Here is a 26,240-nt window from a genome sequence, read left to right as displayed (position 1 = left end):
ATCCCTTGAAAATCAAGCATTAGAGACTGTCGAACCCTGTGTTTCCTGGGCCTTGGCCTCGCGTTCGGCGCTGGATTTCTCGACGCGCCGCTGCAATTGGTCAACCACTACCGCCAGCACGATGACCGCACCTGTGATCACCGTTTGCCAGAAATCGGAAATACCCACCAGCACCATGCCGTTGCTCAGAACCCCAAGCACAAAGGCGCCAATAATGGTGCCGCCGATGGTGCCCACACCACCGAACAATGACGCTCCGCCAAGCACCACCACGGCGATAGCATTCAGTTCGTAAGACGTCGCAATTGCCGGGTTGGCGGCCCCCAGGCGTGAGGCGATGATCAGCCCGGCCAAGGCAGCACAGAATCCGGAAATAGCGTAGGTCCCCAGCTTCACCCGATTGACACGAACGCCCGACAGCTCGGCTGCGCGCTCATTGCCGCCAATGGCGTACACCTGACGGCCGAACACTGTCTTGCGGCAGATATAGACTGCCACCAGCGTCAGGATGATCATCAGCCAGATGGACACCGGGACCGAGAGTATGCGTGCGGTTCCCAGCAGCAGAAAACCTGTGTTGTTGAGTTCGGCTTGCCCGCCCAGATCACCATAAGTTGCGCCTCCGGATACCAGTTGAGCTGCGCCGCGAGCCATGTACAGCATGCCCAGCGTCATGATGAACGGGGTAACCTTGAGGCGCGTGATAAACCAGCCGTTAATGGCTCCGACCAAAGTCCCCACGGCCAATGTCACCATGCAGATTACCGGGATGCTGCCAAACACCGAGACTCCCAGCCAGGGCAACTGCAGGCCTTCGGCAATCAGGTAGCCGGCAATCATGGCGGCGAGGCCTGCGATGGCACCCACCGACAGGTCTATCCCCGCAGCCAGAATCACGAAGGTCATGCCGATTCCGAGAATCGCGAACACCGCGACTTGTTCCGCGACAATGACGAGGTTGCGTGCCGAGAGAAATGAAGGCGCGATGCTGGAAAAGAGAATGACCAGCAGCATCAGGGCGAGATAGGCCCGCATTTTCAACAGCAATAGCGGCAAGCTGCGTGCGTTTATGGACGGGGTCTTGCGGGCGGGCAATGACATTGATTCAGCCATCATGCGTGTTCCTTGTGAAGGTGCGTGGCCCCGTGCGGGTCTTTGCGAATGACTTGCGAGCAAGCCACCAGGCTGGCCTCGGACAGTTGCTGGCGCGGCAGATTGGCGGTAATCCGGCCCTGACACATCACCAGCACCCGATCGGCACCGCCGAGAATTTCCTTGAGATCACTGGAGGCGTACAAAATGGTCAGTCCATTGCGGGCCAGGCGATCGAGCACCTCGAATAATTCGCGTCGGGCCTTGATGTCGATGCCGCGAGTCGGCTCATCCAGGAGCAATATGTGCGGATCCGTCAGCAGGTTTTTGCCCACCACGACTTTTTGCTGGTTACCGCCGGACAGTGACGAGATGGCGACGCCTGCATGTTCAGTCTTGATATGCAGCTCGCGGATGATTCGTGATACGTCGGCGTCCATGGCGGGTGTCGCGAGGCCATACAGACGCTGGTAACGGTTGAGGTTAGGCAGCAGCAAGTTGTCGCGAACCGACGCCCCGGTAACTAGCCCAAGCTTTTGCCGGTCTTCGGGCACCAGGGCGATCCCGGCCTGGATACGTGCGGCGATGTCCTGACGCAAGGGTACGTGCTGTCCGTTGATGTGTATTTCGCCGCCAATGGCTTTACGTAGGCCAATGAGTGTCTCGAACAACTCGGTTCGGCCGGCACCCATCAGCCCATAGAAAGCCACTATTTCTCCGCGCTTGACGCTAAAAGAGACTTTGTTCAGCAACAGCGAACCGCGCTCGCTGGCCACGTCGAGGTCGACGACCCTGAGCGCCTGCGGTGCGTTTTCGTGCACAGAGGGTTCGGCACCGGCGCGCAGCTCAGTGGTCATCTGCTGGCCAATCATCTGTTCCACCAGCCAGCCCACTGTCACGGTGCCTTTAAGGCCGGTGCCGACCAGGTTGCCGTCACGCAGAACGGTGAAGTAGTCGCCAATTTCGATCAGCTCTTCAAGCCGATGCGAGATGTATATGATCGACACCCCTTGCTGCTTCAATTCAGCGATCAGCAAAAAGAGGATTTCCACTTCCGCTTCGCTCAATGAAGAGGTGGGCTCATCAAGAATCAGCACGCGTACGTCACTGACCAGCACTTTGGCGATTTCGACAATTTGCCGTTTACCGATACTCAGGTCCTGTACCAGTGTGTCGACATCGATCTCCTGGCCCATTCGCAACAGCGTGGTGCGGGCCAGTTCGCGCTGTTGGTGGTGGCGTACGTTGCCGAAGCGGCCGCGCAGTTCCTTGCCGATGAACATATTCTCGGCAACGCTGAGGTTTGGGCACAGGTTCAGCTCCTGATGGACGATGCCAATGCCCAAGGCCATGGCTTGCCGGGGGGTGCTTAGGGTCAGCTCGTCGTCGCCGCTGAACAGCTGGCCGGAGGTGGGCTGCTCGATACCCGCAAGAATCTTCATCAGCGTCGATTTGCCTGCGCCGTTTTCGCCGATCAGGACATTGACGCTGGCGTGCACCACATCGAAGTCCACGCCCTTGAGGGCCGTAGTGCCCTGGTACACCTTGCTGATATTGCGCGCCCGCATTGACAACGGTGCGCGGGCAGGGGGGAGTGGCCCAGCCGCTTGCAGATCGTTGGTCATGCCTTACTCCTCCACCGTCAGGCTGATTGGCAGAATTCGGATGGTGGCGGGTGATTGCAGGTTAAACACCCCAGTGAACTCGATGGTCTTGCCTTTCAGTTCCGCTACCGGCGCAGCGGCGTAAGCCTGAGCCAACGCTTTTCGGTTCAAGGCGGCGGCCACATCGGCGTACTGGGTCTGATTGGTGAAGTTGTTCAGAGACATGTTGGTTGCCACATCGCGTAGCGTGGTGCTGATGACCAGAGGTCCGGCGAGTAGCTGGATTTTTACGGATGCAGGCACCGACCCGGCGGGCAGTTCCAGCTCCAGAAGTCCCATGGGAGACTTGACGTTGACTTCACTGACCTTGGCGCGGGCGCTGACGATAAAGTTCTTTGCCTGACCGTCGTGGGGCACCGAGTAGTCCAAGGCTGCCTGGGCGGGGTTCTGGTTGATGGCGGTAAGCAATTGGGTGAGGTCAACGGTACGTTCAGCCACGACCGTTTCGACATCTCCCACCCATTGTTGAGTGACAAACTGGTTGGCGTCGAAGCTGGAGAGGGCGAATGTCTGGTTCTGTCCCTCGGCGTTGGCCGCGCGAGCGTTGTTCAGAGCGACCTTGCCCGTCACCGGGTCGAGTTTGCGGATGCTTATCAACGGACCGTTGAGCGCCGATAACCCAAGTAGGACGGCACAGATTCCTCCTGTAAGAAAGAGGGCTGGCTGGCCGCGCGAAGAAAGGGGCTGACTTTTTCCAGACGACACTAAGCTCATGCAGATCTCCTCGCCTCGGGGCGATTTTTTTGTACTTGTCAGGAGGTTCTATGGTCACTATATATCATCATCATACCAATGGTGATAGCCTCTTTTCATCACCCAAGGTCATTCGGTAAAGCTCGCCGTTTACCAGGTGCCCATCCAATAAAAACACCGGAGCGCGTGTTTATGACGGCAGAAATCTCCCTTCCCCAGCGCCTTTATGGGACCGATCAGGCTGTTACTGCTGCGTTATCGGTGACCGTCGGGTCACTGGCGTTTCGCGTGGAAGGGCAGCAGCTACGCACGCTTCGGGTCAGTGGCTTCGAGGTCTTGCGCAGTGTTGGACTGGTAATCCGCGATGAATTTTGGGGGACTTACTCACTGCAGCAGCACTCGTGTGAGATCCAGGCAGATGACCGGCTCTGGCGACAAGTGAGCGAGGGGGTGGTGACCCCTGAAGGCCAAGAGCCTGTGCTGGACTGGTCGCTGGACATGCGCGTGGCCGAACGAGAAGTGTCAGTCAGTGTGCGGCTGCAGGCCCGCAGCGCGTTCACCACTTGCAGGGCGGGTTTGATGGTATTGCATCCGCTCAAGGGCGTGGTGGCGATGCCTGTCCATGTGACCCACAGTGACGGGCAGACCCAGCAGGGTGCGTTTCCCGATCTGATAGCCCCGATCCAACCTTTCTTCGACATCAGGCGTCTGGTTCACTCGCCAATGCCGGGCTTGAGCCTTGAATGGAGCTTTAGTGGTGATGTGTTCGAAATGGAAGATCAGCGCAACTGGTCCGATGCTTCATTCAAAACCTACAACCGCCCGCTGGCATGGCCTTGCCCTTATATCTTGGACGCGGGGGAAACGGTGGAGCAGTGCATCAGCGTGAAGTTGATCGGGCCAGCGCAGGTGCATTCATGAACACAGTAAGCATCCAATACGCCGGGCCAGCGTTGCTTGGGTTTCCAGCTTTGGGCCAAGGGCTTTGGGTGGATCGTTTAAATGACGGCGCCGAAGCTTTGGAAATCATTGATTGGTTGCAGAGCGCACACCTGGAGTTGCTGGTGGACCTGCGCAACGACGGTGCGTTCGATCGACTGGAGCAGGCGCTGCGCGTGTGTGCAAGCAGCGAAACCGACATTTGGCTTCTGGTGGTGGTTGATGACGTGCAACCTCACGCTCAGCTTCGACAATTGGCGGGGCTAATCAATGAGCGGTTTGTTATACGCGGTGTATTGGTTACACCCGCCGCGTATTTGGAAAGCTATCAGCCCGACGGCATATGGCCTTGCGGTATGACGCCTGTAGAGGTCGCGCAACTGGCTCGCGAATATGTGCCGCAGGTGATGATCGGTGCAGGAGTGCCCACGTTTTTCACCGAACTCAATCGATGCCGACCCACCCCGGGCAGCTTCGATTACTTGACACACGCCACGTCGCCGATTGTGCATGCGGCGGACGACGCGTCTATCGTCGAGTCGCTGCAAGCCTTGCCAGATGTGTTTCGTTCTGGAAGAGCACTGGCTGACGGCAAACCTTATCGCCTCACCACTAGCGCTGTCGGCGCATGGCGCAACCCCTATGGTGGGCAACTCACGCCGAACCCCCAGCGCGAGAGACTGACCCTCAGTGATCAGGACCCGCGTCAACGGGGGTTACTTGCAGCCGTCTGGACACTGGCGCACTACCACGCGGCCCAATGCAGCGGCGTTGACGCGATCGCTTTGTGGGCGGTAAATGAACCCTTCAGCGTGGCGTCGGCGCAACACTATTGGCCGGTTTTTCATGTGATCAAAGGCTTGTCGCTGGCGCGCGGGAGATCGGCATTGGTATTCGAAACGTCATCGCCGGACATCGTTGCGCTAGGATGGTCCGAGGATGGCGGTGAAAACGTCAGACTGTGGTTGGGCAATCTCAGTTGCGAATTGCAAACCTTCGAGATAATCGGTGCAGAGGTGACAGGTTGCACGGTGCTGGATCAGGATAGTTATGTTACGGCGTTGTCAGACCCGCAGTTCATGCAACCCGTTCGGGAATCGCCGGTGTCTACGCTCAAGGCTTGGGCGGTGGCGGTCATCGACTGCCGCTTGACTGTTGAGCCGGCATTATAATCGCGCTACCTTTGCCGACTTTTTAAGCATCCTACGGAGACATATTCGTTAATGTCAGAGATCAAGAAACGCCTGATTCAACGTAAGAAGCTTTCTGACATTGTCTTTGAGCAACTGATCGACCTCATTGAGGAAGAGGGCCTTCAACCCGGCGACCAGATGCCTGCCGAGCGCGAATTAATGGAAACCTTTGGTGTGGGGCGACCCGTTGTTCGCGAAGCTATGCAGCGTCTGGCGGGCATGGGCATGATCACTATCCAGCACGGTGAGCGGGCCAAGGTCGGACAGGTGGACATGAATTCCATGATCGGCCAGATCGATCTGGCTGCACGTCATCTGCTGTCCAGTTCTGCGAAGAATGTCGACCACCTGCGCCAGGCTCGCACGTTCTTCGAGACCGGCCTGGTCAAGATTGCCGCACAGAAGGCCACAACCGCAGACGTGGCAAGGCTGGAAGTGGTGCTGGAGAAAATGCGCAAAGGTCTCAAAACCGATGAGTTCATCCCGGCCGACATGGAGTTCCACAGCGAGATTGCGCGCATTTCCGGTAATCCAATCTATGTTGCCATCTCACGCGCCATCCTCGAGTGGATGGCCGATTACCGGGAAGACATGCTGCGCTTCAAGGGGCGGGAGATGACCGTCAAGGAACACGAAGTGATTCTGGGCTTTATTAAGGCCAACGATCCTTCAGGCGCGGAGAAGGCGATGCACGATCATTTGGTCGAGCGGGGCGAGGAGTGAGGCTTCTTTGATCGGGCTTCGCCTTTTAGTCATTGGACTGCAGTGCTCTGATGATTCCGGACAGTCGCTCAGGTTTATTGGCCCGAGCAATTGACTCGGCGGCACTGCGACGCCGCTGATCTCTTGCGCCTTACACACCTTGTGATTCAAGCCGGTAGGCGGAATTGCTTGCGTAAGGTCTTGTCGAAGATCCCTGCGGGGGCAAAGCGGCGCAAAAGACTGATTTGTTGAGCTGTCTTTCCGGCAGTGTAGCGATGGCGAGGGCGGACATCAGTCGCCGCTTTCACGACTACCGCGGCCACCACTTCCGGAGGGTCGGCTTTAGGCATTACCTCGGCTAGCAGGGCCCTGAACCCGAGTCGAGCCTGATCGTATTGCTTCAACTGCGAGTCCGGTTCAATGCCGTTTTGATCGAAGACAGTACGCACGAATGCGGGCTCGATGACCGAGACGCGAATACCGAAGGCGCGCACCTCATGATCAAGAGATTCTGAATAGCCTTCTATCGCGTGCTTGACCGCCGAATAATGAGCGGAGTAGGGCGCAGGTACCAACCCTAAAATCGATCCCATATTGATGATGCGTCCCTGACCATGTTGCCGCATCGACGGTAATACCGCGTTAGCCATACGGATTACGCCGAACAAATTGACATCGAACAGTGCCTGCACCTGCGGGATCGAGAACTCCTCAGCGCCGCCAAGCAGGCCAATACCTGCGTTGTTAACCAAGAGGTCGATCCGCCCGGTCTGTGCGAGCACAGATGAAACAAGGGCACTGACCGAGTCTGCATCTGTAACATCGCAAGTGAGCAGGGACACCTGCGATGGACTGTCGCCGGCCTTGCGGCTCGTACCGAACACTGTATATCCCGCCTGCACCAAAGCCTCGGCAGTTGCGCGCCCAATACCGGATGATGCACCGGTCACTATCGCCGTTTTTTCGGAAGCTGCACTCATTTGATACCTCAATGGCCAAGGGCTTGATACAACGGATGGGGTGACATTGATTATGATCATAATCTAAATTGCGTTCCTCATGCTGCATCAGCGATGAGCGGTATTGGGAGGGGTAGTGTTACAAACCAAATGAGCAGAACCGCGACAGCCAGGACGTTGTCGCGGTCGGTCTGCGTTTTAGCGAATTGCGTCGGCCAGGCCAGCCTCAATGAAGCGCACGGAGCTCTCCATTGCCTGCTGACCTTCTGGGAGCATGGCGGCGTAAAAGTGCCAGGCGTGGAACATCGCAGGCCATACTTCCAGGTTTACGCGAACGCGGTTATCAGCCAGGTGAGTTGCAAGGCGCATTGCATCACTCAACATCAGTTCGTTCTCGCCGATCTGCACCAGGATTGGTGGAAGACCAGTGACGTCCGCGAACACAGGTGAGGCCAGAGGATGATTGGCCAATGTGTCGCCCAGGAACGCTCTAGCCAGGATATCCAGCACGAGCTTGGAGTTCAGAGGGTCCAGCCCTTCACGGTTGCTCATGGAAGCACCGGTGTGTTCAAGGTTCGCCCATGGTGAGATGGAGGAGCCAACCGCAGGCAATGGAAGCCCTTTCGATTTAGCCGCAACCATGACGCTGACAACCATTGCGCCGCCAGCCGACTCGCCAGAGAACGCAATCTTGTTAGCCGGGATTTTCTGCTCAAGCAACCACTCGTAGGCGCGCAATGTGTCGTCAATAGAGGCAGGGAACTTGTACTCAGGGGCAAGACGGTAGTCCGGCATATACACCCGAGCGCCGAGCATTTTAGCGTAGTTGCCGCTGATGCCGTGGTACCCGTCTGGACGGCCAACAATGTACGCCCCGCCGTGGATGTACATCACTACCGCGTCGGTTTTGATTTCGTCTGGAGTGACCAGTGTGCCTGGTACGCCGCCCATGTCTACTGCTTCAAATTTGACGCCGGCAGGCGCTGGGTTTTGCGCGAGCATTTTTGCGTAAGCGTCGCGGATGTCGCTCATTTTTGTGGTGGTATCGGTTCCCTTAAGAACGGGTACCAGATCGCTAAGGCTGTTGGCCCAAGTTTGGACGGCTGCTTGTACTTTAGTGTTCATAATGATCTCAATTGATCGTTGGGCATTGGAGTTTCTAATTGAGATGTTATGCTTGTTATTGGGGAATAGGGTTCCCCATAGCAGGTGCCAAGTCGCCCGAACGTTGAGACTCCAGAGGCCCCATGGAACTCCATAACCTGAACGATATCGCAGCGTTTGTAAGCTCGGTAAACGCTGGAAGCTTCACTGCGGCGGCAAAGCAACTTGGCCTTACACGCTCGGCGGTGGGTAAGTCGATAGTCAGACTAGAGGCCCGTTTACAGGTACGCCTCCTCAATCGCACCACTCGTAGTTTGAGCATGACGGATGACGGCCAGGTTCTTTATGAGCGCTGTGTGGGCATTCTTCAGGATCTGGACGATGTTGAGGACGCCCTTGCGTTTCGTCGTTCGACACCCAGTGGACGACTGCGGATGAGCTTGCCGGTTGCGTTAGGCCGACTTTATGTTCTCCAGCACATCGAGTGCTGCCTGAAGGATTGGCCATCCTTGAGCGTGGATATCACCTTCTCCGACAGACTGGTCGACCTGATTGATGAGGGATTTGACTTGGCTATACGTATCGGGCCTCCCAAGGAGGACTCTCGGTTGCTCACGCGCACTGTGGCCTACCAGCAAATGATTACCTGCGCTTCACCCAACTATCTGGCTGAGCATGCCCAGCCCAAAACGCCCGAGGATTTGTCCGAGCACCAGTGTCTGCATTTCGTGAGCGGCGGGAGACTGCTTCCTTGGAATTTTCGAGTTAATGGCAGCTCGTTGTCCGTTACTCATGGTGGAAGGCTACAGATGGACAGCGCTGAGTCATTGCACCAGTCAGCTGTTGCTGGCTTGGGTATCGCGACTCTGCCTTCCTACGTGGTTAACGACGATTTGCGGAACGGCAAGCTCGTTCAATTGCTCGCAGAGTATGCAGAGGCCGCAGAGCCTATTCGAGTGATCTACCCTAGCAAGCGTCACCTCTCTCCAAAAATTCGACTCTTCATCGATAAGCTTGTGGAGGCGTGGTCACCTTGCGCACCATGGGAACAGCATTCGGCGCAAGGCATTCGTTCCGTTTGACCCATGAGCGAGGCGCCTGCCTGGGTACCGAGCGATCAACGAGCAACATTCCCCGACAGGCTTCAAGCTTTATGCGATTTCGGCCATGGTCGGATAATCCGTATAGCCGCGCTCCTCACCCTGGTAGAAGGTGGTCGGGTCTACGTCATTCAGTGCTGCCCCATGTTTGAATCGCTCTACCAAATCCGGGTTGGCCAGGAACGCTGTACCAAACGACACTAGATCAGCATTTCCTTCCTGGAGCGACGTTTCTGCGCGCTCTGCGTCATAGCCTCCATTGGCGATGTAGGTACCACCGAAACGGCGCTTTAGCTCTCTGAAATCGAATGACCCTGTACCGACTTCAACTACGTGAATGTAGGCTAATCCGTAGCGGCTGAGCATTTTTGCCGCGTAGTTGAAAGTCGCTTGGGGATCGCTGTCGCTCATGGAGAAGTAATTGAAGATCGGCGACAGACGAACGCCCACGCGGCTCGCCCCGAATACTTCGATAACCGACTCCACAACCTCTTTAAGGAACCGAGCGCGATTTTCTGCAGAACCGCCGTAAGAATCGGTTCTGGCATTGGTGCCATCGCGCAGGAACTGATCGATCAAGTAACCGTTTGCACCGTGGATTTCCACACCATCGAATCCCGCACGTTTCGCGTTTTCAGCGCCTTGGCGAAAATCTGCGATCACTCCAGGAATTTCATCCAGACTCAGGGCCCGTGGCAACTCGTAAGGCTTCAGGCCTTCAGACGTGTAAGTTTCACCATCCGCCTTGATCGCTGAAGGTGCTACCGGAAGCCGATTATTGAGCTGTACCAGGGAGTGGGACAGACGTCCGACGTGCCAGAGTTGGAGAAATACCCGTCCGCCTTCTGCATGCACTGCGTCGGTCACGTGTTTCCAACCGGAGACTTGCTCGGAGCTGAAGATGCCCGGTGTTCTTATATAGCCTTTGCCCTGAGCCGATATCTGAGAGCCCTCAGTAATGATGAGGCCCGCACCGGCACGTTGACGGTAATACTCGACCACCGTGGATGTCGGAACATCACCTTCACCAGCCCGGCTTCGCGTCAGCGGCGCCATTACCATGTGATTTTTCAGGTGGAGGGTGTTGATCTGTGTTGGAGACAAAAGAAGGTTGAGATTGCTCGTGGTCATGATGTGCCTCGGTATGATTTGGAATATTGAGTGGTAATTGTCGAAATGATGTTCGCGCTGGGTTAAGCGGCCTTAATTGAGTCGTCCTTGCTGGCGCAGCCGTGTGCCAATCCGCTGTATTTCCGTTTCGCCCCTAGCTAGAGCAGCCTTGCTCGTGTGAACCGAGTAGTGACCCATCACCAGGTCGTACGGGTGTTTTACCGCCGAGCCCATCACGAAAGAGCAATCGCCTTTCGCCACCAAGTCGATGTGGTGCTCTGACTCTTCAAACACGGCGAGCTCGCCGGCATTGACCACCTCTCCTGCGTCCAGCCTTCCTGAACTAATCGCGAGCCAGGCAATGTTGTGACCAGTCGGTGGGGTGTAACGCCAGTGCTCACCGTCTTTGAGGTTCACGGCGAGATAATTCATGTCGCTCGGTGCCTGAATCAGGCTTTGAGCTGCCCCGTAATGTCCCAAGAGCACCCGCGCTGGGCCTGTTTGTGGAACTTGGGACGGCGCAAGGTAGGTACTGATTGCGGGCGCGTTTTCAAGCGGCGGCGGCAGTGCTACCCAAAGCTGGAAGCCCTGAATTGAGGAATCGCTCGCTAGCGTCGCGTCGTGCCACACCCCGTTGCCGGCCTGCATCCACTCAACACCACCGGCAAGCAATAAACCTGTCGCCCCAGTGGTGTCCTCATAAGAGACATCGCCTTGGGTCATAAAGGTGACCGTAGCGATCCCTGAGTGCGGATGCATGCCGAAACTCGACTTACCACCACTTGCGCTCAAGCTGAAAATGTCCAGGAAAATAAAGGGCTTCAAAAGCTCGCCTAGATCACCGGGACTAACAAGCCTCGTTATGGGGCCATGTGTGCTGCCTTTTGTGCGATGGGCAATAGCGCGTTGCTGAACTACTACGCTGGCGGTCATATGTTCTCTCTCGGTTTTTTGAGCACCCGTGCCGCCAGACAACGTCTTCGAGCAGCGTTCCGGCTGCCTGGGCTGGATGTGGATGACCTCAGTGATGCCGATCAGCGGCTATAGGTCAATCCGGCAACTGAAGGTCAACTGCAGCAATGCCTGAAGGATATGCGCCTATCAATTGCTTTATTAGATGGCATAATTGGATTGAACTAATCCAATTTTCGAAGAGGTGGGCGGGAAGTTGATTGACCTGAATGACGTCGCATTATTTGTACAAGTGGTACGCAACGGCAGTTTCGCTGAGGCAGCGCGGCAGATTGGAATGCCCTCCAACACCTTGAGTCGGCGCGTTCAACAGCTTGAGGCTCAACTCGGTACGAGGTTGCTGCAGCGGTCAACGCGCAAACTCACGCTTACCTATGCTGGCAAAGTTTTTCACGAGCGATGCTTCGGTGCAGTAGAAGGCCTGATTGACGCCGGACAGCAGTTAATTGCGGGAAACCAGGAACCGAGTGGCACGGTGCGCATCGCGGCAATGGCTGATTTCTTCGACTTTTTTCCAATGGAATGGGTGGCCGATTTTCTGGCCACCCATCCACGCGTACACGTCGACTTCGTACTGAGTGATGCACGCGCCGATTTGATCGCTGATCGCATTGACATTGCGTTTCGAGGTGGGGCGTTGCAGGACTCAGGATACGTCGGTCGCCAACTTCTTGAAGCGGGTAACGAAGGTCTGGTGGCCAGCCCGAATTACCTTGAAAAAAGAGGGGTGCCCACTACGCTCGATGATCTGGTCAATCATGACTGTGTGAGTTTTGGCCATCCTAGCGGAGTCACTACTTGGGTCCTTCACGGGCCAGACGATGCCGCGCAAGAGGTACAGATCACTAGCCGTTTCAATGGAAACACCGCCCAAGCCTTGCGCAAGGCGACGTTGGCTGGGCTAGGCATTGCCTTGCTGCCGCCCGCGATGACCAAGCTTGATCTTCAAGCAGGGCGCCTGGTGTCTGTGCTTGCGCAGTACCATCGCACCGGATACGGCCTGCATGTGCTTTATCCCAGCCGACAACATTTGCCATTGGCGGTATCAGCATTCATTGGATTGGTGATGGAGAAGCTGAAGGAGCAAAAATTCCCTGCATCGGGTCTTTCCTGATCAATACATCGTCGACATATCGACACAAATTGTTAGGTCCGAAAGGAAAGGGGGGGATTTCCAAGGCCTGTTTTAATGCTCTTGTGAAGTGACTTTCGCGAGGAGGAGCCTGGACCTCCATTCCGGCTCCTTGTGCTGCGACCAATCAGCTACATGGAGCAGCAGTTTTCCCGTCAACCTGGCGCCAGATATTCAGCGGGTTGGAATGCTTAAGCGCCCGAGGCAGCAAAACGTCCGGGAAGTTCTGATAGCAGACCGGACGCAGGAAGCGCTCAATTGCTGTCGAGCCTACCGACGTCGTGCGGCTGTCCGAGGTGGCTGGAAAGGCGCCGCCATGCACCATGGAGTCGCAAACCTCAACGCCAGTTGGGAAGCCGTTGATAAGCACGCGCCCGGCCTTTTTCTCCATCGCCTGGACCAGCCCCTGAGCAATCGTCAGATCTTCGTTTTCCAGATGAAGCGTCGCCGTCAGTTGCCCCTCGATGGAGTGAGCAAAAGCCAGCATCTGTTCGACGTTCTGACAGCGAATCACAATAGCTGCCGGGCCAAACACTTCTTCCAGCATGCCAGCATTGGCCGATATGCTGGCAAAAGTAGTCTGGTAGAGATGCCCTTGTGCTTGAGTCGCACCGGAGTGAGCCTGCCCCGACGCAACCGCTTCTATTCCTGCTTCGCCCGATATTCTGCGGACCCCCAGTTCGTAGGCTGAGTGAATGCCGGGAGTGAGCATGGTCTGGGCTGCCTTTTCAGCCAGGTGAGCTGCCGCACGGGCCAGGAAAGCGTCCAAATCGGGGCCCTCCACAGCCAATACGACTCCGGGGTTGGTGCAGAACTGGCCAGCGCCCATTACCAAGGCATCCACGAAGGCAGTGGCAATCGCACTGGCCTGATTAGCCAGTGCGCCTGGCAGCAGGAATACTGGGTTGATGCTGCTCATTTCCGCGTAGACCGGGATAGGCTCGGGGCGTGCTGCGCAAGTGCGCATTAGAGCCAGACCGCCTGCTCGAGAACCGGTGAAGCCGACCGCTTTGATGGCGGGGTGCGAAACCAGTTGCTGGCCGACGTCACTGCCATCACCTACTACCAGGGAGAATGTCCCTTCCGGCAGTTCAAGGCGCTTCGACGCCTCCTGAATCACCCGGCCAACCAACTCCGAGGTGCCGAGGTGAGCCCGGTGGGCTTTCACCACCACGGGGCAACCCGCAGCAAGAGCAGAGGCGGTATCGCCGCCCGCCACGGAGAACGCCAGAGGGAAGTTGCTGGCACCGAATACAGCAACCGGGCCCAACGGGATTTTGCACATGCGCAGGTCAGGGCGTGGCAAGGGCTGACGCTCAGGCAGCGCTGAATCTAACGTAGCGGTTTGCCACCGGCCTTGGCGGAGCACCGAGGCGAACAGGCGCAGTTGGCCAGCCGTGCGACCACGCTCACCTTCCAGTCGCGCCATTGGCAGGCCGGTCTCGATATGCGCTCGCTCAGTCAGGGTTGAGCCCAACTCAACGATCCCGTCAGCGATGGCTTCAAGGAACTGAGCACGAGTCTCGGGATCGGTAGCGCGGAACGGGTCGAACGCTTGCTCTGCAAGCACGCAGGCTTGATCGACAAGATCCGCGGTCGCGCAGGTGAAGACCGGAGTGCTGATGGCCTGCTGGTCATCAGGATTAATCGCCAGAAGCTCACGGCCTTTGCCGCGAATCACCTGGTAGCCAATTAATTGTTCGCCAGTGAGTTGCATACATTTACTCCGTAAATCTGATTATTTGTCAGTAGAAATGGGCTGCTTTAGTAGCAGTGCGTAGGCCATCGCTGCCACAGATGCCACAACGGCACTGATCAAAAATGCAGAGGCAAAAGAGCCCGTTTGCTGGATGCTGAACCCTGTGACAATTGGCGCGACCGAGCCTGCCAGGTATCCGCCGAAGTTTTGGATGGAGCCAAAAGAAGCGACGCGCCGGCTGTCCACTACGGTGTTCGCGATCATCCAGGCGGTGGAGCTCGCCATGTTCACGCTGAACAGCGCGCAGCACAGCAGGATCACACTCAGGACAATGCCGCTGCCAAACGAAAGCGGAATCGTGAAGGCGGCAGCCGAGAGCAGCGCGGACACCACAACGATCTTGCGACTGCCCAACACGGTGGCGCCGTTCTTCACCAAGCGGTCGCAGATGCGGCCCGCCACAATGGTGCCCAGAGCACCAAACACGTAGGCCAGAGAAACGACCCATGCTGTTTGATAGAGACTGAGACCATGCTCACGCTCGAAGTAGCCGGGTAGCCAGGTCAGATGCAACCACAGCATGTAGATCACACCCATAAACCCCAACACTGCGCCCCAGGTGGTTTTGTGGCGGAATAGCTCGGCCCAGGCGCCAAGTTGTTCCTTCATGCTGGGCCTGGCCGTAACAACCGACTGTGGCTGTGAGGCCAGCAGGCGATCCCGCTCCTCGGCAGGCAGCTCAGCCAGGTAGCGTTCCTTGCTTTTGTAGAAAGCGAACCAGCAAGCGGCAACCACAATCCCGAACACACCTGTGACGATAAACATGCCTCGCCAGCCCCAGGTGATCATCAGCAGCGTCAACAGAGGCGGCGCAATGCACGGGCCGATACAGGTCGAGGACAGCACGATGCCCGTAGGTGTGCCGCGCTTCTCGGCTTCGAACCACTCCGACAGGGCTTTCGCCGCCGACGGGAACATCGGTGCCTCACCAATACCCAGCAAAATCCTCAGGCCGATAAAGGACGAGAAACTATTGATCAGGCCAGACGCGGTCTGGGCCACCGACCAGCCAAGAAGCGCCGCGCCCAAGGATATCTTGCTGCCAAGGCGGTCGATGATCACGCCAAGAGGCAACTGGGCAAGCGCGTAGGCCAGAGAAAACGCCGACAGTAGAATGCCCATCTGCGAAGGCGTGATCCCCATGTCCCGCTGGATCGACGTGTTGGCAATCGACAGCGCACTGCGGTCGACGTAGTTGATGATGCCAATCACCAGAAGCAAGCTCACGGTGATGACCTGGTACTTCTTGTAAGGGTTAGAGCTCACGACCGTTTCAGGCTTGCTATCAAGCTCTGCTTGCGCATATTTATTGTTCATGGGCGTTCACTTCACTTTTCTTATTGTTTGTTGGAAAGCGGATCGTTGCTTACATTGAGGCTTCAAGAATCCACAGATAATCGTCAGCAGACGCCTCGCGCGGATTGGTACGATGGCTGTGATCAGCCAGTGCGCCCTGAATGATTTTCGCAAACATGTCCTCGGTAACCTCGAGCTCACGCAGACCGGTCGGCAGCCCCAGCGCAAGCGTCATGTTGCGAATCGCCTGTTCGATTTTGCTCTCATCAGCCAGGCCCATTGCTTGCGCGATTCGAGACATCTTGTGCTCGGTCACAACCGTCTCGGCCTTGCGGTTGAACGCGATGACAGCGGGAAGGAAGATCGCGTTGAGGGTGCCGTGGTGCAGGCGTGGATTGATGCCGCCCAATGAGTGACTGAGGCTGTGGACGCAGCCCAAGCCCTTCTGGAACGCCAGGGCGCCTTGCAGTGAGGCGCTCATCATGTTGATACGGCCTTCCAGGTTCTTCGGATCTCGGGTGGCGGTTTCGATGAAGCGCCAGGCACGCCACAGACCATCCAGGGCAATACCGTCAGCAGGCGGGTTGAACGCCGGAGCCATGAAGGTCTCCAGGCAGTGAGCGATGGCATCCATACCGGTCGCGGCAGTCAACGCGTGAGGCAGGCCCAGGGTCAACTCAGGGTCGCAGATAGCTGATTTTGGAACGACATAAGGCGAAATCACGCCGACCTTGCGACCGTCGTCCAGAATCAGTATTGCGCCACGGCCGACTTCGCTGCCAGTACCGGCAGTGGTTGGAACAGCGATCACGGGAGCGGTGGCCGGAGTGATGCGGGCCAGGCCGCCTTCGATTACAGCAAAGCTTTTCAGTGGGCCTTCGTGGGTGGCGCAAACGGCTACACCTTTGGCCAAATCGATTGCCGAGCCACCGCCGATGGCGATGATCCCGTCGCATCTGAACTGGTTGAACATGGCCACCGCTTCGCGAACGGCCTTTTCGTTCGGGTTAGAAGGGGTGTCGTCGTAGATCGGTAGTTGGGTGGAGGCATCGGTGAATGTGCGGAGCGCAATGTCGATGATGCCAGCGGCGCGAACACCACGATCAGTAACGATCAAAGGTCTGGTTATACCAACCCGCTGACACTCAGCAGGCAGGAGCGAAATGGCTCCTGCCTCGAATTGAATTTGGGTGATGTAATTGATCAGGGACATGGATCTCCTTGAGCCTGCTGGCGTTGTTTTTATAGGCCGATCTGCCGCTTGAAATGCAACAGGGTGCCGCGCCAGTATAGGAATCAATGCCTGGCTATGGTATTGAGAACAATCCATACAGGTATAGCCTGGAGTAATATCAAATGACGCCATCGCTCAACTCGATCATGTCCAGGCTCCATGCCAGACACCTGCGCCTGCTCATTGAGCTGGACGAGCATGGTTCGCTCCTCGGGGCGGCGAACAGCGTTGGCCTCACTCAACCGGGCGCGAGTAAAGCGCTACAAGAGATCGAAACGACCTTTGGCACGGCGCTCTTCACACGAACCAATCGGGGGCTGGAGCCTACGGCGGCCGGCTACTGTGCAATCCGGTACGCCCGAGTGGTTCAAACGGATATCTCAAACCTTCGGCATGAACTTGATGCGATCTTGAAAGGTGTCGGCGGACGACTCGCGGTCGGCGCAATCATGGGCGCTGTTCCATTGCTGATGGGAGCCATCTCACAGCTCACAGCCATCCAGCCCGAGATGTCGTTCGAAATCATCGAAGACACCAGTCAATCGTTATTGACGCAGATCGAGAACGGTCGATTGGACATGGCCCTGTGTCGGACGTGTGTGAGCAACTCGCCGCACTTGTTCTCGAGTACGCGTGTTCAGGATGAGACGCTGGCTGTCATTGGCAATATCGATCACCCACTCAAGGATGCGCAGACGTTAAGCCTTGAACAGTTGGCTGCGAGCCGATGGATTGTGTACAGGGCGAACATGCCGATGCGGGTGCAACTGGAGCGGGAGTTCCACGATGCAGGGATTCGCTTTCCACTCCACCTGGTCGAGACCACTTCAATCCTGGCGACTTTGTCGCTCCTGCAAAACCAGCCTGACTTCGTGGCCCTGGTCTCGATAGACGTGGCGAACCAATGCGCCCAGCACCATCGAATACGAATCCTGCCTCACTCGATCAAATCGGTCAGCGACCCTTACGAACTGGTGACGCGCAGAGGGAGTCAGGCCACACCTGCCATGAAGCAGCTAACGCAGTTACTGCTTGGCCCAAACGAAATTGATAATTCCGGCGTTTAATACCGATACAGCAAAGGGAAAAGCCTCCCGGAGGAGGCCTTCGGTGAAGCTTATTGTTGCCAAGACACGGCTGAGCACGTAACAGGCAGCGTTGATTGCACTGGAAATATCGCCGGGCAGGGCCGCCACAGGCTTAGTTCAGATACGTTCCAAGAGGCTGATCTGGCTGCTCAACCATGTGTAGAGTTGAGACACGGCAGGGGATATCTGCTTGCGGTGCGGGCATACCAGGCTTAATGGCGAAGACTCACCTGGGTGGTCTGCAAGCAAGACGACGAGCCGTCCTGCGGCCACATCGGCACTGACATCCAGCCAGGATTTGTAGGCGATGCCTTCGCCGGCTAATGCCCAAAGCCGCACCACATCGGCATCGTCGCTGAACAACGGGCCTGAGACTTGGATGGTCTCTTTGCCCAGGCACCATTTGTCGTAGACCCGACCATTTTGCAGGTACAACAAGCAGGCGTGCCGGGTCAGGTCATCCGGGCTTTGCGGACAGCCATGACGCGCTACATAGTCTTTTGAAGCCACCAGTACTTTGCGGTTCCAGGGTGCCAGCGGCAGGGCAACATAGCTGGCATCTTCGTTCAAACCGTAGCGAATGGCGACGTCCACCGGGTCGCGAAACAGGTCGGAAACCTGGTCGGACAAGAAAAACCGCAAGCTGAGTTGCGGATTCTGCTGGCGGAACGCCGAGAGCCAGGGCAGCAAGATATTACGCCCCAAATCGGACGGTGCAGCCACTTGCAGCACGCCCCGAAGACGCGCGTGCTCACCGCGCAGGTTTTCATGCCCCTGTTTGAGGGTCTCCAGTACCGCTTGAGCGGTGGGCAGGTATTGCTCGCCTTCGGCGGTCAAGCGAATGCTGCGGGTGGTGCGTGCAAACAAACGCACGTCCAGCTCTCGCTCCAGGCGCTTGATGGCCGCGGCGACCTGGCCCGGCAACAAGTCAGCCTCCAGCGCGGCGGCCGTGAAGCTACCCAGCGCTGCGCTGCGCACAAACAAACCCAGATCATCAATACGGATCATTTTCACTCCTGCAGTGAAAGTGTTGGCGGATTCTGCAGGTTTTTCTCCGCTGTTGGGAAGGTGAAGATGATCGTCACATTTCTGAGCCACGGCAGCGATGGCTTTGACGCCGGGGTGCTGCCGTCGGTATTGGCATTTGAATGATCGTGATGGAGTGGAGAATTGATGATGAATGTGTCCAGTAAAGTGTTGGTATCAATCGCTGTGCTCAAGGCCAAGGCTGGTCAACAGCAGGTTTTGAAGGAGGCGCTGTTGGCGTTGGTTGAGCCGACACGCGCGGAGCCGGGGAACCTTGACTACGTATTGTTTGAGTTGCGCGATGAACGCGGCACTTTTTACATGCGCGAAGCCTTCGAGGACCAAGCCGCACTCGATACTCACTTTGCCATGCCGTACTTCCAGCGATTTTCAGCCATCGCCGATGACCTGCTCGATGAGCCCTTGCAACTGATTTTTCTTGAGCAAGTGTCGAACCAGGAATTTTAAATCGCTCATTAAAGCTGCCCGCCACGCTTTGTTGGTCGGGCAGTACTCTTCAACCCTTATCAGAAGAATAAACATGGCCCAGCATTCCTTTACTGAGGTTCCACAATGAGCAGCGTCGATCCTTGGTGGTACGGGCTGGCAATGGCCGTGGCGCTAACGGGTTGTGCAAGCCAGCAAAGCAGGCCTGCGACCCTTGAAGTAGCCCTGCAAAGTCATGAGAAGATTTGGAACGCAGTGGCTCACCTTGAAGGCCAAACCTATGTCGCAGGCCCCCGGTGGACCGCAGGCAGCGGACCGCAGTTGAGTATTGTCGATGGACAAGGACGGCGGGCTGCGTACCCGGATTCGGCGTGGAATGCCTGGGCACCGGCAAAGGATGCACGGCAAGCGTTCGTCAACATTAACGCCCTGCGGCTTGAGAAGACCACGCTGTGGGTGGTGGACACCGGCGCTGCTGAGTTTGGTGGCAACCCGATACCGGATGGGGCCAAGCTCGTCGCCATAGACCTGGCTAAAAAACGTGTGGTGCGCACTTATCTCTTTCCCGTCGAGGTCGCCCGGCCAGGCAGCTATATCGATGATGTTCGGTTCCAGGGAAATTATGCCTTCCTGACCGATGCGGGAAACGCGGGCATTATCGTTCTGGATCTACTCAGTGGCAGCGCCAGGCGCGTGCTGGACGGGCATCAGTCCGTCAGCGCCGGGAGCGATAGAGACATTGTGCTAAGCGGCCAATCCGTCAAGGCTCCGGGGGGGAGTGCGCTGCGTGTGAACGCCGATCCTCTGGAAGTCAGCCCGGACGGGCAATGGTTGTATTACGGCCCCCTGCAGGGCCCATGGTCCAAGGTGCGTATCAGCGACCTGACAGCGCCAGACTTGACGCCCGCGCAACTCGCCAGCCGGGTTGAATCTTTTGCTGATCTGCCGCCAACGGGCGGCACCGTGATGGATGCCAAGGGGAACCTGTACTTCTCGGACCTGGCCCATGATGCGATACGGGTCCGACGACCCGATGGACGTATCGAGACGTTAATCGTCGATCCTCGTTTGCATTGGGTGGATGCCCCGTTTCTTGATAGCGAGGGCATGCTCTGGTTGCCTGCGGCGCAAATGGATCGGGTCGGTTTGTTCAATGACGGCACTGCGCGCGTCCAGTGGCCAATGACAGTTTTCCTGCTCCCCACCCGCTGAGTTCTACAGCCCTCCATCCCTGATATCAGCGGCAGGGGGCTTTTCCGTATCGCCCATATAAATTATAAATCTGCCTCTTTTGCAGGAAAAAGCCAGACTGACCAGCGAAAGCGTTGTCAGTATCAAGTGAGCGTTCATTTTTATCTTGAGTTGACAGGTTGGCGTATGGATAACAGCTGGTCGGGTCACTGCCTACACTTTTTACCTTCACAGGAGCACCTTCATGCCTTTCAATTACTCAATAGCCTTCCTGCCGCTCGCACTGCTGGCTGCAGGGTTCGCCACTGCCGTCCAGGCTCAAACTGGACCTTCGTTCAAGTGCAGCCCGACGATGTCCAGTTCCGCTGAAGCGCTGATTTGCCAGAGTGATGAGCTGTCGACCCTGGACCGCACGTTGGCCGGAGTCTATGACACGGCCCTCAAGAAGGCCGCAAGTGCGGCCAATATCCTCAAGGCCGAGCAACGTGGCTGGATCAAGGGCCGAGACGAGTGTTGGAAAGCTGAGGACCAGCAGACATGCCTGCGCGAAAGCTACACCCAGCGTATCGTCGAAATCCAGGCAGGCTATGGACTGGTTGCTTCCAGTGGTCCGGTGAAGTTTGAATGCGGTAGTGACGGCAATGTCGTGGTGACGTTCTTCCAGACGGATCCACCGTCCATCAACGCAACTTATAAGAATCAGCAATCATTAATGGTGGCCGTCCCCTCGGCCAGCGGCGCGCATTACCAAGGTCGAAATGAGAGCTTTTGGGAGCACCAGGGTGAAGCGCGGGTGGCCTGGGGCTACGGTGCCAAGGAGATGACCTGCAAAAAGAGTGGATGAATCATCAGGGTAAGGCTGCAATGCCTCCTCAGGTAGACCAACTCCTTACCCTCTGGGCTTCGGACACGACGTCAAGTTTCTCTCGGCCTGAGCGGGCATCAGCCCGCTCAGGCTCTGGTGTATGCGGTACCGCCAGAGACGCTGGCGAAACTGACGACCACCATCTTGCGACCCCTTATCTCGCGACTTGAATGACGCGTCTCATAACCATCCCGAGGCGAGAGTCCAGGCCCTGGGAATCGAGACTCGTCCGCCACTCCCGCTTGCAAGAAGCTTCACACCCAAACTACCGGGTTGTGGGTAGATGCGACTGCTGAGGCTGAAGCGTCCGTTTTCGTCGAATACCTCAATGGACGAGCGATCGAGGAACACGCGCAGTGCCAGTGACTTTTGTGTCGGGTCTATCGACACGCTGCGCTGACCGGTGACTTGCGCACCCGAGCGGCTGCGGTCAAGCACCAGGCGTTGCAACACCGCATCGTAGTAGAGCAGGGTTTGTTCATGACCATCGTCGCTACAGCGCAGGGCGATTCCCAACTGCCCATCGGTGCAGCCGAGCAAATCCAGATGCACATGGATTTCCAGCATATCGCCACTCACTTCCGGCACCCCTCGGGTTCCCTGCTCATCCCACCAGGGCGTACCCGGCAACGGCGCCTCGCGCAGAGCGGTGAGCTCCCGTGCCGGAAACACGCAGAGGCGATCGGCACAAAGTTCAAGTTCTCGTGGCAAGCTGAGCATGCCGCACCAATGATGGGCCTGGCTTGGCATCGGGCTTTCCCACATGTCGAGCCAGGCCCACACGAGGCGCCGCCCATCAGGGGCCAATAGCGTTTGTGCGGCATAGAAGTCGTGGCCATTATCCAGCTCGATAAACGGCCCGCCGGTGAAGTGCCACTCGTTGTCGAGTCGGCCCACTCGGTAACCCGTCTGGTACTTGTTGAGCCGTTCGTAACCTTCGGATTGCATACCTTGAGGCGAGTACAACAGCACATCGTGTCCGTTTAGCCGAAACAGATCCGGGCACTCCCACATATAGCCATCGCCCTCGCTGCCGCCTGCCACATAGTCAAGAAACTCCCAGGTGTGCAGATCGGTGGAACGGTACAGCGGGAGCAGCGGTATATCGCCCAGACGTGCGCCAGCAATGAGGTACCAATGGCCATTTTCCTTCCATACCTTGGGGTCGCGAAAGTGCATGATGGTGTCTTGCGGCGGGGTCTCGATGACGGCGCCATGCTTGACGAATTGGATGCCGTCAGTGCTGGTGGCCAGGCACTGAACTTGACGGATCAAGCGTTCATCACCCACTTCTCCCAGCCAGTTGTGGCCGGTGTAGATCAGTGCCAACGTATCTCCACACACAACTGCACTACCGGAAAAACAACCATCACGGTCGAAGTCCTCGCCGGGTGCTAGCGCGATGGGCAGATGCTGCCAATGAACCAGATCGGCACTCTTGGCATGCCCCCAATACATAGGGCCCCATTTCGCATCGAAGGGGTAATGTTGATAGAAAACGTGATATTCGCCACGAAAGTACACGACCCCGTTAGGGTCGTTCATCCAGCCTGCCGGCGGGGCGATATGATAACCGGGTCGATAATCCTGGATGACGCGAGACTGGCCATCAGTCAGTGCACGCTGCGCAAGGTCGAGGCAAGAAGGCATTGGATCACTGAGGTCATTCGACGACATGGTCATAAGCCCTATACTCGGACTGCGTGCAGAGACACATCACTGCGCAGGTTTTCAATGATGTGTGGGGTGCGCTTCAAGGCTGCGCCGTCGTCATCGAACAGGTGCAGTTTGTCGATGTCCAGCTGCAGTTCGACCCGATCGCCAGCCTGCCATCCGGCGCTGACCTCACAACGACAGATCAGTGGCTCGTCCTGTCCTGTTTCGAGGTGCACATAGGTTTCGCTGCCAAGGTATTCAACCCCGGTCACGACGATTCCAGCGGCTGCCTCTGCCACTTTGAGCGAGATGTGCTCGGGGCGAACCCCCATGGTCAGCAGCGCACCCGCCGCCAGGTTCGAGCTATCGAAGGGCAGGGAGGTCATGCCCAGCACTGGGGTGTCGACCAGGCTGGTTTCTCCCGGGGCATGCAGGCGCGCCGTCAGAAAATTCATTTTGGGCGAGCCGAGGAAACCGGCGACAAAGCGGCTTGCAGGACGCTCATAGAGTTCGCGCGGTGAGCCGACCTGCTCTACGCGACCGCCGTTGAGCACAACAATCTTATCGGCCAGGGTCATCGCCTCCACTTGATCGTGGGTGACGTAGATCATTGTCGAACCAAGTCGATCATGCAGCCGGGCGATTTCGTTGCGCATCTGCACTCGCAAGGATGCATCCAGATTGGAGAGCGGCTCATCGAACAGCAAAATATCCGGTTCCCGCGCCATGGCCCTACCCATTGCCACGCGCTGGCGCTGTCCGCCAGACAGCTCCTTTGGCTTGCGTTGAAGTAGCTTGTCCAATTGCAGGATTTGCGCGGTTTTCAGCACGCGCTCGCGCAAGCTGATCTTGTCAGTCTTGGCCAGTTTGAGGCCAAAGCTGATATTGTCGTAGACGCTCATGTGCGGGTACAGAGCATAAGACTGAAACACCATTCCGACGCCACGCTCGCGCGGTTCCAGATCGTTGACCCTTCGCCCATCGATCAACAGGTCGCCGCCGCAGATCGAATCCAGTCCGGCGATCAGTCGCAGCAGGGTCGACTTTCCGCAACCCGAAGGGCCAACGAAGACCACGAATTCACCCGCAGCAATTTCCAGGCTAACGTCGCGAAGAATCCGCGCGCCGCCCAATTGTTTGTTCACGTTGTCTAGCTTCAATTTGATCACGATGCTGTTCCTTGTAGTTTTTGGGCATCAACCCTTTAGGGCACCGGCAGTGAGACCGGAAACGATTCGACGCTGGAAGATCAGAACCAGGATCACCAGTGGGACGGTGACCAGTACCGATGCGGCCATCAACAGCCCCCAGGGCAGCTCATGGGGGCTACCGCCGGAAATCAAGGCGATGGCGACGGGCACCGTGCGTTGTGCATCTGTGAGGGTGAAGGTCAAGGCGAACAGGAACTCGTTCCACGCGGCGATAAAGGCTAACAACCCCGTGGTAACCAGTGCGGGCCATAGCAGTGGCAACAGCACCCGGGTAAGCGTGACCCAGGGCGAAGCGCCATCCATGATTGCCGCTTCTTCCAGTTCATGAGGGAGTTGCCCCATGAACGTGGTCAGCACCCAGACAGTGAAGGGCAGGGTGAAAATGGTGTAGCTCAGGATCAACGCCCAAGACGTGTTGTACAGACCTAGTGCGCGGATCACTTCGAACAGCCCCGACAGTACAGCGACCTGGGGAAACATCGACACGCCGAGAACCATCATCAATACCGTGCCACGCCCACGGAATTTCACTCTTCCCAAGGCATAGGCGGCAGTCACACTGAGGAACAGCGCCAGCGTCACTACGCAAAGCGAGACTATCAGCGAGTTAGCGATAGCCCGCAGGAATGAGGCTTGGTGAAGTACCGTCGCATAATTGGAGAAGTCGGGATTGTGGATCCAGTAACTGACCTCGAACAAGGCGCTGGACGGCTTTAGTGAGGTCACGATGGCGTAATAGAAAGGGAAGACCGCATACAGCAACAAAACCCCGATCAGACACCAGAACCCGAAGCGCAACAGCGTTTTTTTGAGTTGGCGCAGGCTCATGATCGAACCTCCATTTGACGGCGTCCGAGGTAGAGATAAAGCATGGCGATTACCGCAACGACCAGAAACAGCAGAGTTGAGGCTGCGCTGCCGTAGCCAACATCCTGGAACTCCACCAGGTGTTGGCGGGCATAGACCGACATGCTCATGGTGCTGGAAGAGTTTGAGGTCAGCACATAGATGACGTCGAATACCCGCAGGGAATCGAGGATGCGGAAGATTGCCGCCACCAACAATGCGGGCATCAAAAGTGGAAGCGTGACGCGCCAGAACACTTTCAGTGGATGAATACCATCGACCCTGGCAGCTTCGTAACAATCGCTCGGCAACATCTGCAAGGCAGCCAGCATCAGTAGCGTGACAAAAGGTACGGTCTTCCAGACGTCGACGATGATGACCGCCCACATCGACAGATCCGCATCCGCTGTCCAGGCCAGGGGGGCATCAATCAGGCCGACACTTAGCATCATATGATTGATGATGCCGAACTGGTCGTTGAGCATCCATGACCAGATCTTCGCCGAGACAATGGTAGGAATCGCCCACGGAATCAGAATCAGCGCACGCACCAGGGAGCGGCCTGTGAACTTGATGTTCAGCAGCAACGCCACCAACAGCCCCAGAACGACTTCCAGCCCCACCGACACCACGGTGAAATGCAACGTGTTGCGCACAGCGTTCCACCATTGTGGATCAACCAGGATGCCCGACCAGTTGGACTCGTCATGAAACAGATAATTGCTCAAGCCCACGAAGGATCCGCCACCGCTGTCCGCTAGGTTGGCGTCGGTCAGGCTGAACCAGAATGTCCGCAGTAGCGGCCAGGCCGCGACAAGGGCCAGACACAGCAGCATTGGTGCCAGAAACAGCCAGGCGGCGCGTACTCGGCGACGTTGTATGGGCGTTTCCCTGGTGAGCAGATGCTCATCATGGGCAGCAAGAGTAAGAGAGGCAGGCATGGTTATTATCTTCCTTGTGG

General features: G+C 57.1%; 24 protein-coding genes. 9 read left to right on the top strand and 15 right to left on the bottom strand.

Annotation, left to right across the window (positions count from 1 at the left end; genetic code table 11):
• Positions 1 to 12: 12 nt before the first annotated feature.
• Genes U5A05_RS12720 through U5A05_RS12710 form a run of 3 tightly spaced genes read right to left on the bottom strand, consistent with a single transcriptional unit; the run spans position 13 to position 3,470 of the window.
• Positions 13 to 1,116 (bottom strand): ABC transporter permease, encoded by a 1,104-nt coding sequence (locus tag U5A05_RS12720; protein WP_261738299.1) that lies wholly within the window; start codon positions 1,114 to 1,116, stop codon positions 13 to 15.
• On the bottom strand, positions 1,113 to 2,717 hold the full coding sequence (locus tag U5A05_RS12715) for a sugar ABC transporter ATP-binding protein (RefSeq protein WP_321833154.1): 1,605 nt from the start codon (positions 2,715 to 2,717) through the stop codon (positions 1,113 to 1,115). The genes U5A05_RS12720 and U5A05_RS12715 overlap by 4 nt, the downstream gene beginning before the upstream one ends.
• Before the next feature lie 3 nt (positions 2,718 to 2,720).
• On the bottom strand, positions 2,721 to 3,470 hold the full coding sequence (locus U5A05_RS12710) for a DUF2291 family protein (RefSeq protein ID WP_321833153.1): 750 nt from the start codon (positions 3,468 to 3,470) through the stop codon (positions 2,721 to 2,723).
• A 171-nt stretch (positions 3,471 to 3,641) separates the two neighbouring features.
• Here U5A05_RS12710 and U5A05_RS12705 point away from each other — a divergent pair, with 171 nt between their 5' ends.
• The 3 genes from U5A05_RS12705 to nanR are packed head-to-tail and all read left to right on the top strand — an operon-like array spanning position 3,642 to position 6,304.
• Positions 3,642 to 4,370, top strand: coding sequence for a D-apionate lactonase family protein (locus U5A05_RS12705; protein WP_321833152.1), 729 nt, complete (start codon positions 3,642 to 3,644; stop codon positions 4,368 to 4,370).
• Positions 4,367 to 5,560 carry a D-apionate lactonase family protein gene (locus U5A05_RS12700; protein WP_321833150.1) on the top strand — a complete coding sequence of 398 codons (1,194 nt, stop codon included), beginning with the start codon at positions 4,367 to 4,369 and terminating at the stop codon, positions 5,558 to 5,560. The genes U5A05_RS12705 and U5A05_RS12700 overlap by 4 nt, the downstream gene beginning before the upstream one ends.
• 51 nt (positions 5,561 to 5,611) lie before the next feature.
• Positions 5,612 to 6,304 (top strand): transcriptional regulator NanR, encoded by a 693-nt coding sequence (gene nanR / locus U5A05_RS12695; protein WP_261738294.1) that lies wholly within the window; start codon positions 5,612 to 5,614, stop codon positions 6,302 to 6,304.
• 146 nt (positions 6,305 to 6,450) lie between these two features.
• Here nanR and U5A05_RS12690 read toward each other — a convergent pair whose 3' ends face one another.
• Together U5A05_RS12690 and U5A05_RS12685 are read right to left on the bottom strand one after the other, a co-directional pair.
• On the bottom strand, positions 6,451 to 7,263 hold the full coding sequence (locus tag U5A05_RS12690) for an oxidoreductase (RefSeq protein WP_321833149.1): 813 nt from the start codon (positions 7,261 to 7,263) through the stop codon (positions 6,451 to 6,453).
• A gap of 177 nt (positions 7,264 to 7,440) precedes the next feature.
• Positions 7,441 to 8,367 carry an alpha/beta hydrolase gene (locus U5A05_RS12685; RefSeq protein ID WP_261738292.1) on the bottom strand — a complete coding sequence of 309 codons (927 nt, stop codon included), beginning with the start codon at positions 8,365 to 8,367 and terminating at the stop codon, positions 7,441 to 7,443.
• 122 nt (positions 8,368 to 8,489) lie between these two features.
• Here U5A05_RS12685 and U5A05_RS12680 point away from each other — a divergent pair, with 122 nt between their 5' ends.
• Positions 8,490 to 9,428 (top strand): LysR family transcriptional regulator, encoded by a 939-nt coding sequence (locus U5A05_RS12680; protein ID WP_321833147.1) that lies wholly within the window; start codon positions 8,490 to 8,492, stop codon positions 9,426 to 9,428.
• Positions 9,429 to 9,497: 69 nt separating this feature from the next.
• Here the strand turns inward: U5A05_RS12680 and U5A05_RS12675 are convergent, their stop codons facing one another.
• Positions 9,498 to 10,577 carry an alkene reductase gene (locus U5A05_RS12675; RefSeq protein ID WP_321833145.1) on the bottom strand — a complete coding sequence of 360 codons (1,080 nt, stop codon included), beginning with the start codon at positions 10,575 to 10,577 and terminating at the stop codon, positions 9,498 to 9,500.
• A gap of 72 nt (positions 10,578 to 10,649) precedes the next feature.
• On the bottom strand, positions 10,650 to 11,489 hold the full coding sequence (locus U5A05_RS12670; protein ID WP_321833143.1) for a pirin family protein: 840 nt from the start codon (positions 11,487 to 11,489) through the stop codon (positions 10,650 to 10,652).
• Positions 11,490 to 11,724: 235 nt separating this feature from the next.
• Between U5A05_RS12670 and U5A05_RS12665 the strand changes: the two genes are divergently transcribed.
• Positions 11,725 to 12,642 (top strand): LysR family transcriptional regulator, encoded by a 918-nt coding sequence (locus tag U5A05_RS12665; RefSeq protein ID WP_321833142.1) that lies wholly within the window; start codon positions 11,725 to 11,727, stop codon positions 12,640 to 12,642.
• Positions 12,643 to 12,787: 145 nt separating this feature from the next.
• Here the strand turns inward: U5A05_RS12665 and U5A05_RS12660 are convergent, their stop codons facing one another.
• Genes U5A05_RS12660 through U5A05_RS12650 form a run of 3 tightly spaced genes read right to left on the bottom strand, consistent with a single transcriptional unit; the run spans position 12,788 to position 16,928 of the window.
• A complete protein-coding gene (locus U5A05_RS12660) occupies positions 12,788 to 14,377 on the bottom strand; it encodes an aldehyde dehydrogenase (NADP(+)) (protein WP_321833141.1) in 1,590 nt (529 codons plus the stop codon).
• A 21-nt stretch (positions 14,378 to 14,398) separates the two neighbouring features.
• On the bottom strand, positions 14,399 to 15,736 hold the full coding sequence (locus U5A05_RS12655; protein WP_321833139.1) for an MFS transporter: 1,338 nt from the start codon (positions 15,734 to 15,736) through the stop codon (positions 14,399 to 14,401).
• A 49-nt stretch (positions 15,737 to 15,785) separates the two neighbouring features.
• Positions 15,786 to 16,928 (bottom strand): iron-containing alcohol dehydrogenase, encoded by a 1,143-nt coding sequence (locus U5A05_RS12650; protein ID WP_321833137.1) that lies wholly within the window; start codon positions 16,926 to 16,928, stop codon positions 15,786 to 15,788.
• A gap of 143 nt (positions 16,929 to 17,071) precedes the next feature.
• On the opposite strand from U5A05_RS12650, the gene U5A05_RS12645 reads away from it, so the two are divergent.
• Complete coding sequence (locus U5A05_RS12645; RefSeq protein WP_321833135.1) at positions 17,072 to 18,016, top strand: LysR family transcriptional regulator; 945 nt, start codon at positions 17,072 to 17,074, stop codon at positions 18,014 to 18,016.
• Positions 18,017 to 18,154: 138 nt separating this feature from the next.
• Here U5A05_RS12645 and U5A05_RS12640 read toward each other — a convergent pair whose 3' ends face one another.
• On the bottom strand, positions 18,155 to 19,045 hold the full coding sequence (locus U5A05_RS12640; RefSeq protein WP_321833133.1) for a LysR family transcriptional regulator: 891 nt from the start codon (positions 19,043 to 19,045) through the stop codon (positions 18,155 to 18,157).
• Between the two features lie 168 nt (positions 19,046 to 19,213).
• Between U5A05_RS12640 and U5A05_RS12635 the strand changes: the two genes are divergently transcribed.
• The 3 genes from U5A05_RS12635 to U5A05_RS12625 all read left to right on the top strand — a co-directional run bounded on the left by U5A05_RS12635 (position 19,214) and on the right by U5A05_RS12625 (position 21,545).
• Positions 19,214 to 19,531: a putative quinol monooxygenase gene (locus U5A05_RS12635; RefSeq protein WP_321836508.1), complete on the top strand. Its 318-nt coding sequence runs from the start codon at positions 19,214 to 19,216 to the stop codon at positions 19,529 to 19,531.
• Positions 19,532 to 19,636: 105 nt separating this feature from the next.
• The gene (locus tag U5A05_RS12630) at positions 19,637 to 20,722 is read left to right on the top strand and encodes an L-dopachrome tautomerase-related protein (protein ID WP_321833131.1); all 1,086 of its coding nucleotides are present in this window, start codon (positions 19,637 to 19,639) and stop codon (positions 20,720 to 20,722) included.
• Positions 20,723 to 20,945: 223 nt separating this feature from the next.
• A complete protein-coding gene (locus tag U5A05_RS12625; RefSeq protein ID WP_261738283.1) occupies positions 20,946 to 21,545 on the top strand; it encodes an MliC family protein in 600 nt (199 codons plus the stop codon).
• 201 nt (positions 21,546 to 21,746) lie between these two features.
• On the opposite strand, the gene U5A05_RS12620 is transcribed toward U5A05_RS12625, so the two are convergent.
• From U5A05_RS12620 to U5A05_RS12605, 4 genes are read right to left on the bottom strand one after another with little or no spacing between them, the layout of a single operon-like run.
• Positions 21,747 to 23,216, bottom strand: a complete 1,470-nt coding sequence (locus tag U5A05_RS12620) for a glycoside hydrolase family 32 protein (RefSeq protein ID WP_425262909.1) — start codon at positions 23,214 to 23,216, stop codon at positions 21,747 to 21,749.
• 38 nt (positions 23,217 to 23,254) lie between these two features.
• The gene (locus tag U5A05_RS12615; RefSeq protein WP_261738281.1) at positions 23,255 to 24,391 is read right to left on the bottom strand and encodes an ABC transporter ATP-binding protein; all 1,137 of its coding nucleotides are present in this window, start codon (positions 24,389 to 24,391) and stop codon (positions 23,255 to 23,257) included.
• A 27-nt stretch (positions 24,392 to 24,418) separates the two neighbouring features.
• Positions 24,419 to 25,261, bottom strand: a complete 843-nt coding sequence (locus U5A05_RS12610) for a carbohydrate ABC transporter permease (protein WP_261738280.1) — start codon at positions 25,259 to 25,261, stop codon at positions 24,419 to 24,421.
• Positions 25,258 to 26,220, bottom strand: a complete 963-nt coding sequence (locus tag U5A05_RS12605) for a carbohydrate ABC transporter permease (protein ID WP_321833121.1) — start codon at positions 26,218 to 26,220, stop codon at positions 25,258 to 25,260. The genes U5A05_RS12610 and U5A05_RS12605 overlap by 4 nt, the downstream gene beginning before the upstream one ends.
• Positions 26,221 to 26,240 lie beyond the last annotated feature (20 nt).

This window comes from Pseudomonas kulmbachensis (genome assembly GCF_963681935.1).
GTDB classification, from domain to species: Bacteria; Pseudomonadota; Gammaproteobacteria; order Pseudomonadales; family Pseudomonadaceae; genus Aquipseudomonas; species Aquipseudomonas kulmbachensis.
This window is presented reverse-complemented; position numbering and strand designations above follow the sequence as displayed.

Bases quoted from the DNA above. Each gene is read 5' to 3' on its own strand.
- U5A05_RS12680 (WP_321833147.1), top strand. From the start codon at position 8,490: ATGGAACTCCATAACCTGAACGATATCGCAGCGTTTGTAAGCTCGGTA.
- U5A05_RS12670 (WP_321833143.1), bottom strand. From the start codon at position 11,489: ATGACCGCCAGCGTAGTAGTTCAGCAACGCGCTATTGCCCATCGCACA.
- U5A05_RS12620 (WP_425262909.1), bottom strand. From the start codon at position 23,216: ATGCCTTCTTGCCTCGACCTTGCGCAGCGTGCACTGACTGATGGCCAG.
- U5A05_RS12605 (WP_321833121.1), bottom strand. From the start codon at position 26,220: ATGCCTGCCTCTCTTACTCTTGCTGCCCATGATGAGCATCTGCTCACC.
- U5A05_RS12640 (WP_321833133.1), bottom strand. From the start codon at position 19,045: ATGATCCGTATTGATGATCTGGGTTTGTTTGTGCGCAGCGCAGCGCTG.
- U5A05_RS12630 (WP_321833131.1), top strand. From the start codon at position 19,637: ATGAGCAGCGTCGATCCTTGGTGGTACGGGCTGGCAATGGCCGTGGCG.
- U5A05_RS12635 (WP_321836508.1), top strand. From the start codon at position 19,214: ATGAATGTGTCCAGTAAAGTGTTGGTATCAATCGCTGTGCTCAAGGCC.
- U5A05_RS12675 (WP_321833145.1), bottom strand. From the start codon at position 10,577: ATGACCACGAGCAATCTCAACCTTCTTTTGTCTCCAACACAGATCAAC.
- U5A05_RS12685 (WP_261738292.1), bottom strand. From the start codon at position 8,367: ATGAACACTAAAGTACAAGCAGCCGTCCAAACTTGGGCCAACAGCCTT.
- U5A05_RS12650 (WP_321833137.1), bottom strand. From the start codon at position 16,928: ATGTCCCTGATCAATTACATCACCCAAATTCAATTCGAGGCAGGAGCC.
- U5A05_RS12690 (WP_321833149.1), bottom strand. From the start codon at position 7,263: ATGAGTGCAGCTTCCGAAAAAACGGCGATAGTGACCGGTGCATCATCC.
- U5A05_RS12645 (WP_321833135.1), top strand. From the start codon at position 17,072: ATGACGCCATCGCTCAACTCGATCATGTCCAGGCTCCATGCCAGACAC.
- U5A05_RS12660 (WP_321833141.1), bottom strand. From the start codon at position 14,377: ATGCAACTCACTGGCGAACAATTAATTGGCTACCAGGTGATTCGCGGC.
- U5A05_RS12625 (WP_261738283.1), top strand. From the start codon at position 20,946: ATGCCTTTCAATTACTCAATAGCCTTCCTGCCGCTCGCACTGCTGGCT.
- U5A05_RS12720 (WP_261738299.1), bottom strand. From the start codon at position 1,116: ATGATGGCTGAATCAATGTCATTGCCCGCCCGCAAGACCCCGTCCATA.
- U5A05_RS12610 (WP_261738280.1), bottom strand. From the start codon at position 25,261: ATGAGCCTGCGCCAACTCAAAAAAACGCTGTTGCGCTTCGGGTTCTGG.
- U5A05_RS12705 (WP_321833152.1), top strand. From the start codon at position 3,642: ATGACGGCAGAAATCTCCCTTCCCCAGCGCCTTTATGGGACCGATCAG.
- U5A05_RS12710 (WP_321833153.1), bottom strand. From the start codon at position 3,470: ATGAGCTTAGTGTCGTCTGGAAAAAGTCAGCCCCTTTCTTCGCGCGGC.
- nanR (WP_261738294.1), top strand. From the start codon at position 5,612: ATGTCAGAGATCAAGAAACGCCTGATTCAACGTAAGAAGCTTTCTGAC.
- U5A05_RS12700 (WP_321833150.1), top strand. From the start codon at position 4,367: ATGAACACAGTAAGCATCCAATACGCCGGGCCAGCGTTGCTTGGGTTT.
- U5A05_RS12655 (WP_321833139.1), bottom strand. From the start codon at position 15,736: ATGAACAATAAATATGCGCAAGCAGAGCTTGATAGCAAGCCTGAAACG.
- U5A05_RS12715 (WP_321833154.1), bottom strand. From the start codon at position 2,717: ATGACCAACGATCTGCAAGCGGCTGGGCCACTCCCCCCTGCCCGCGCA.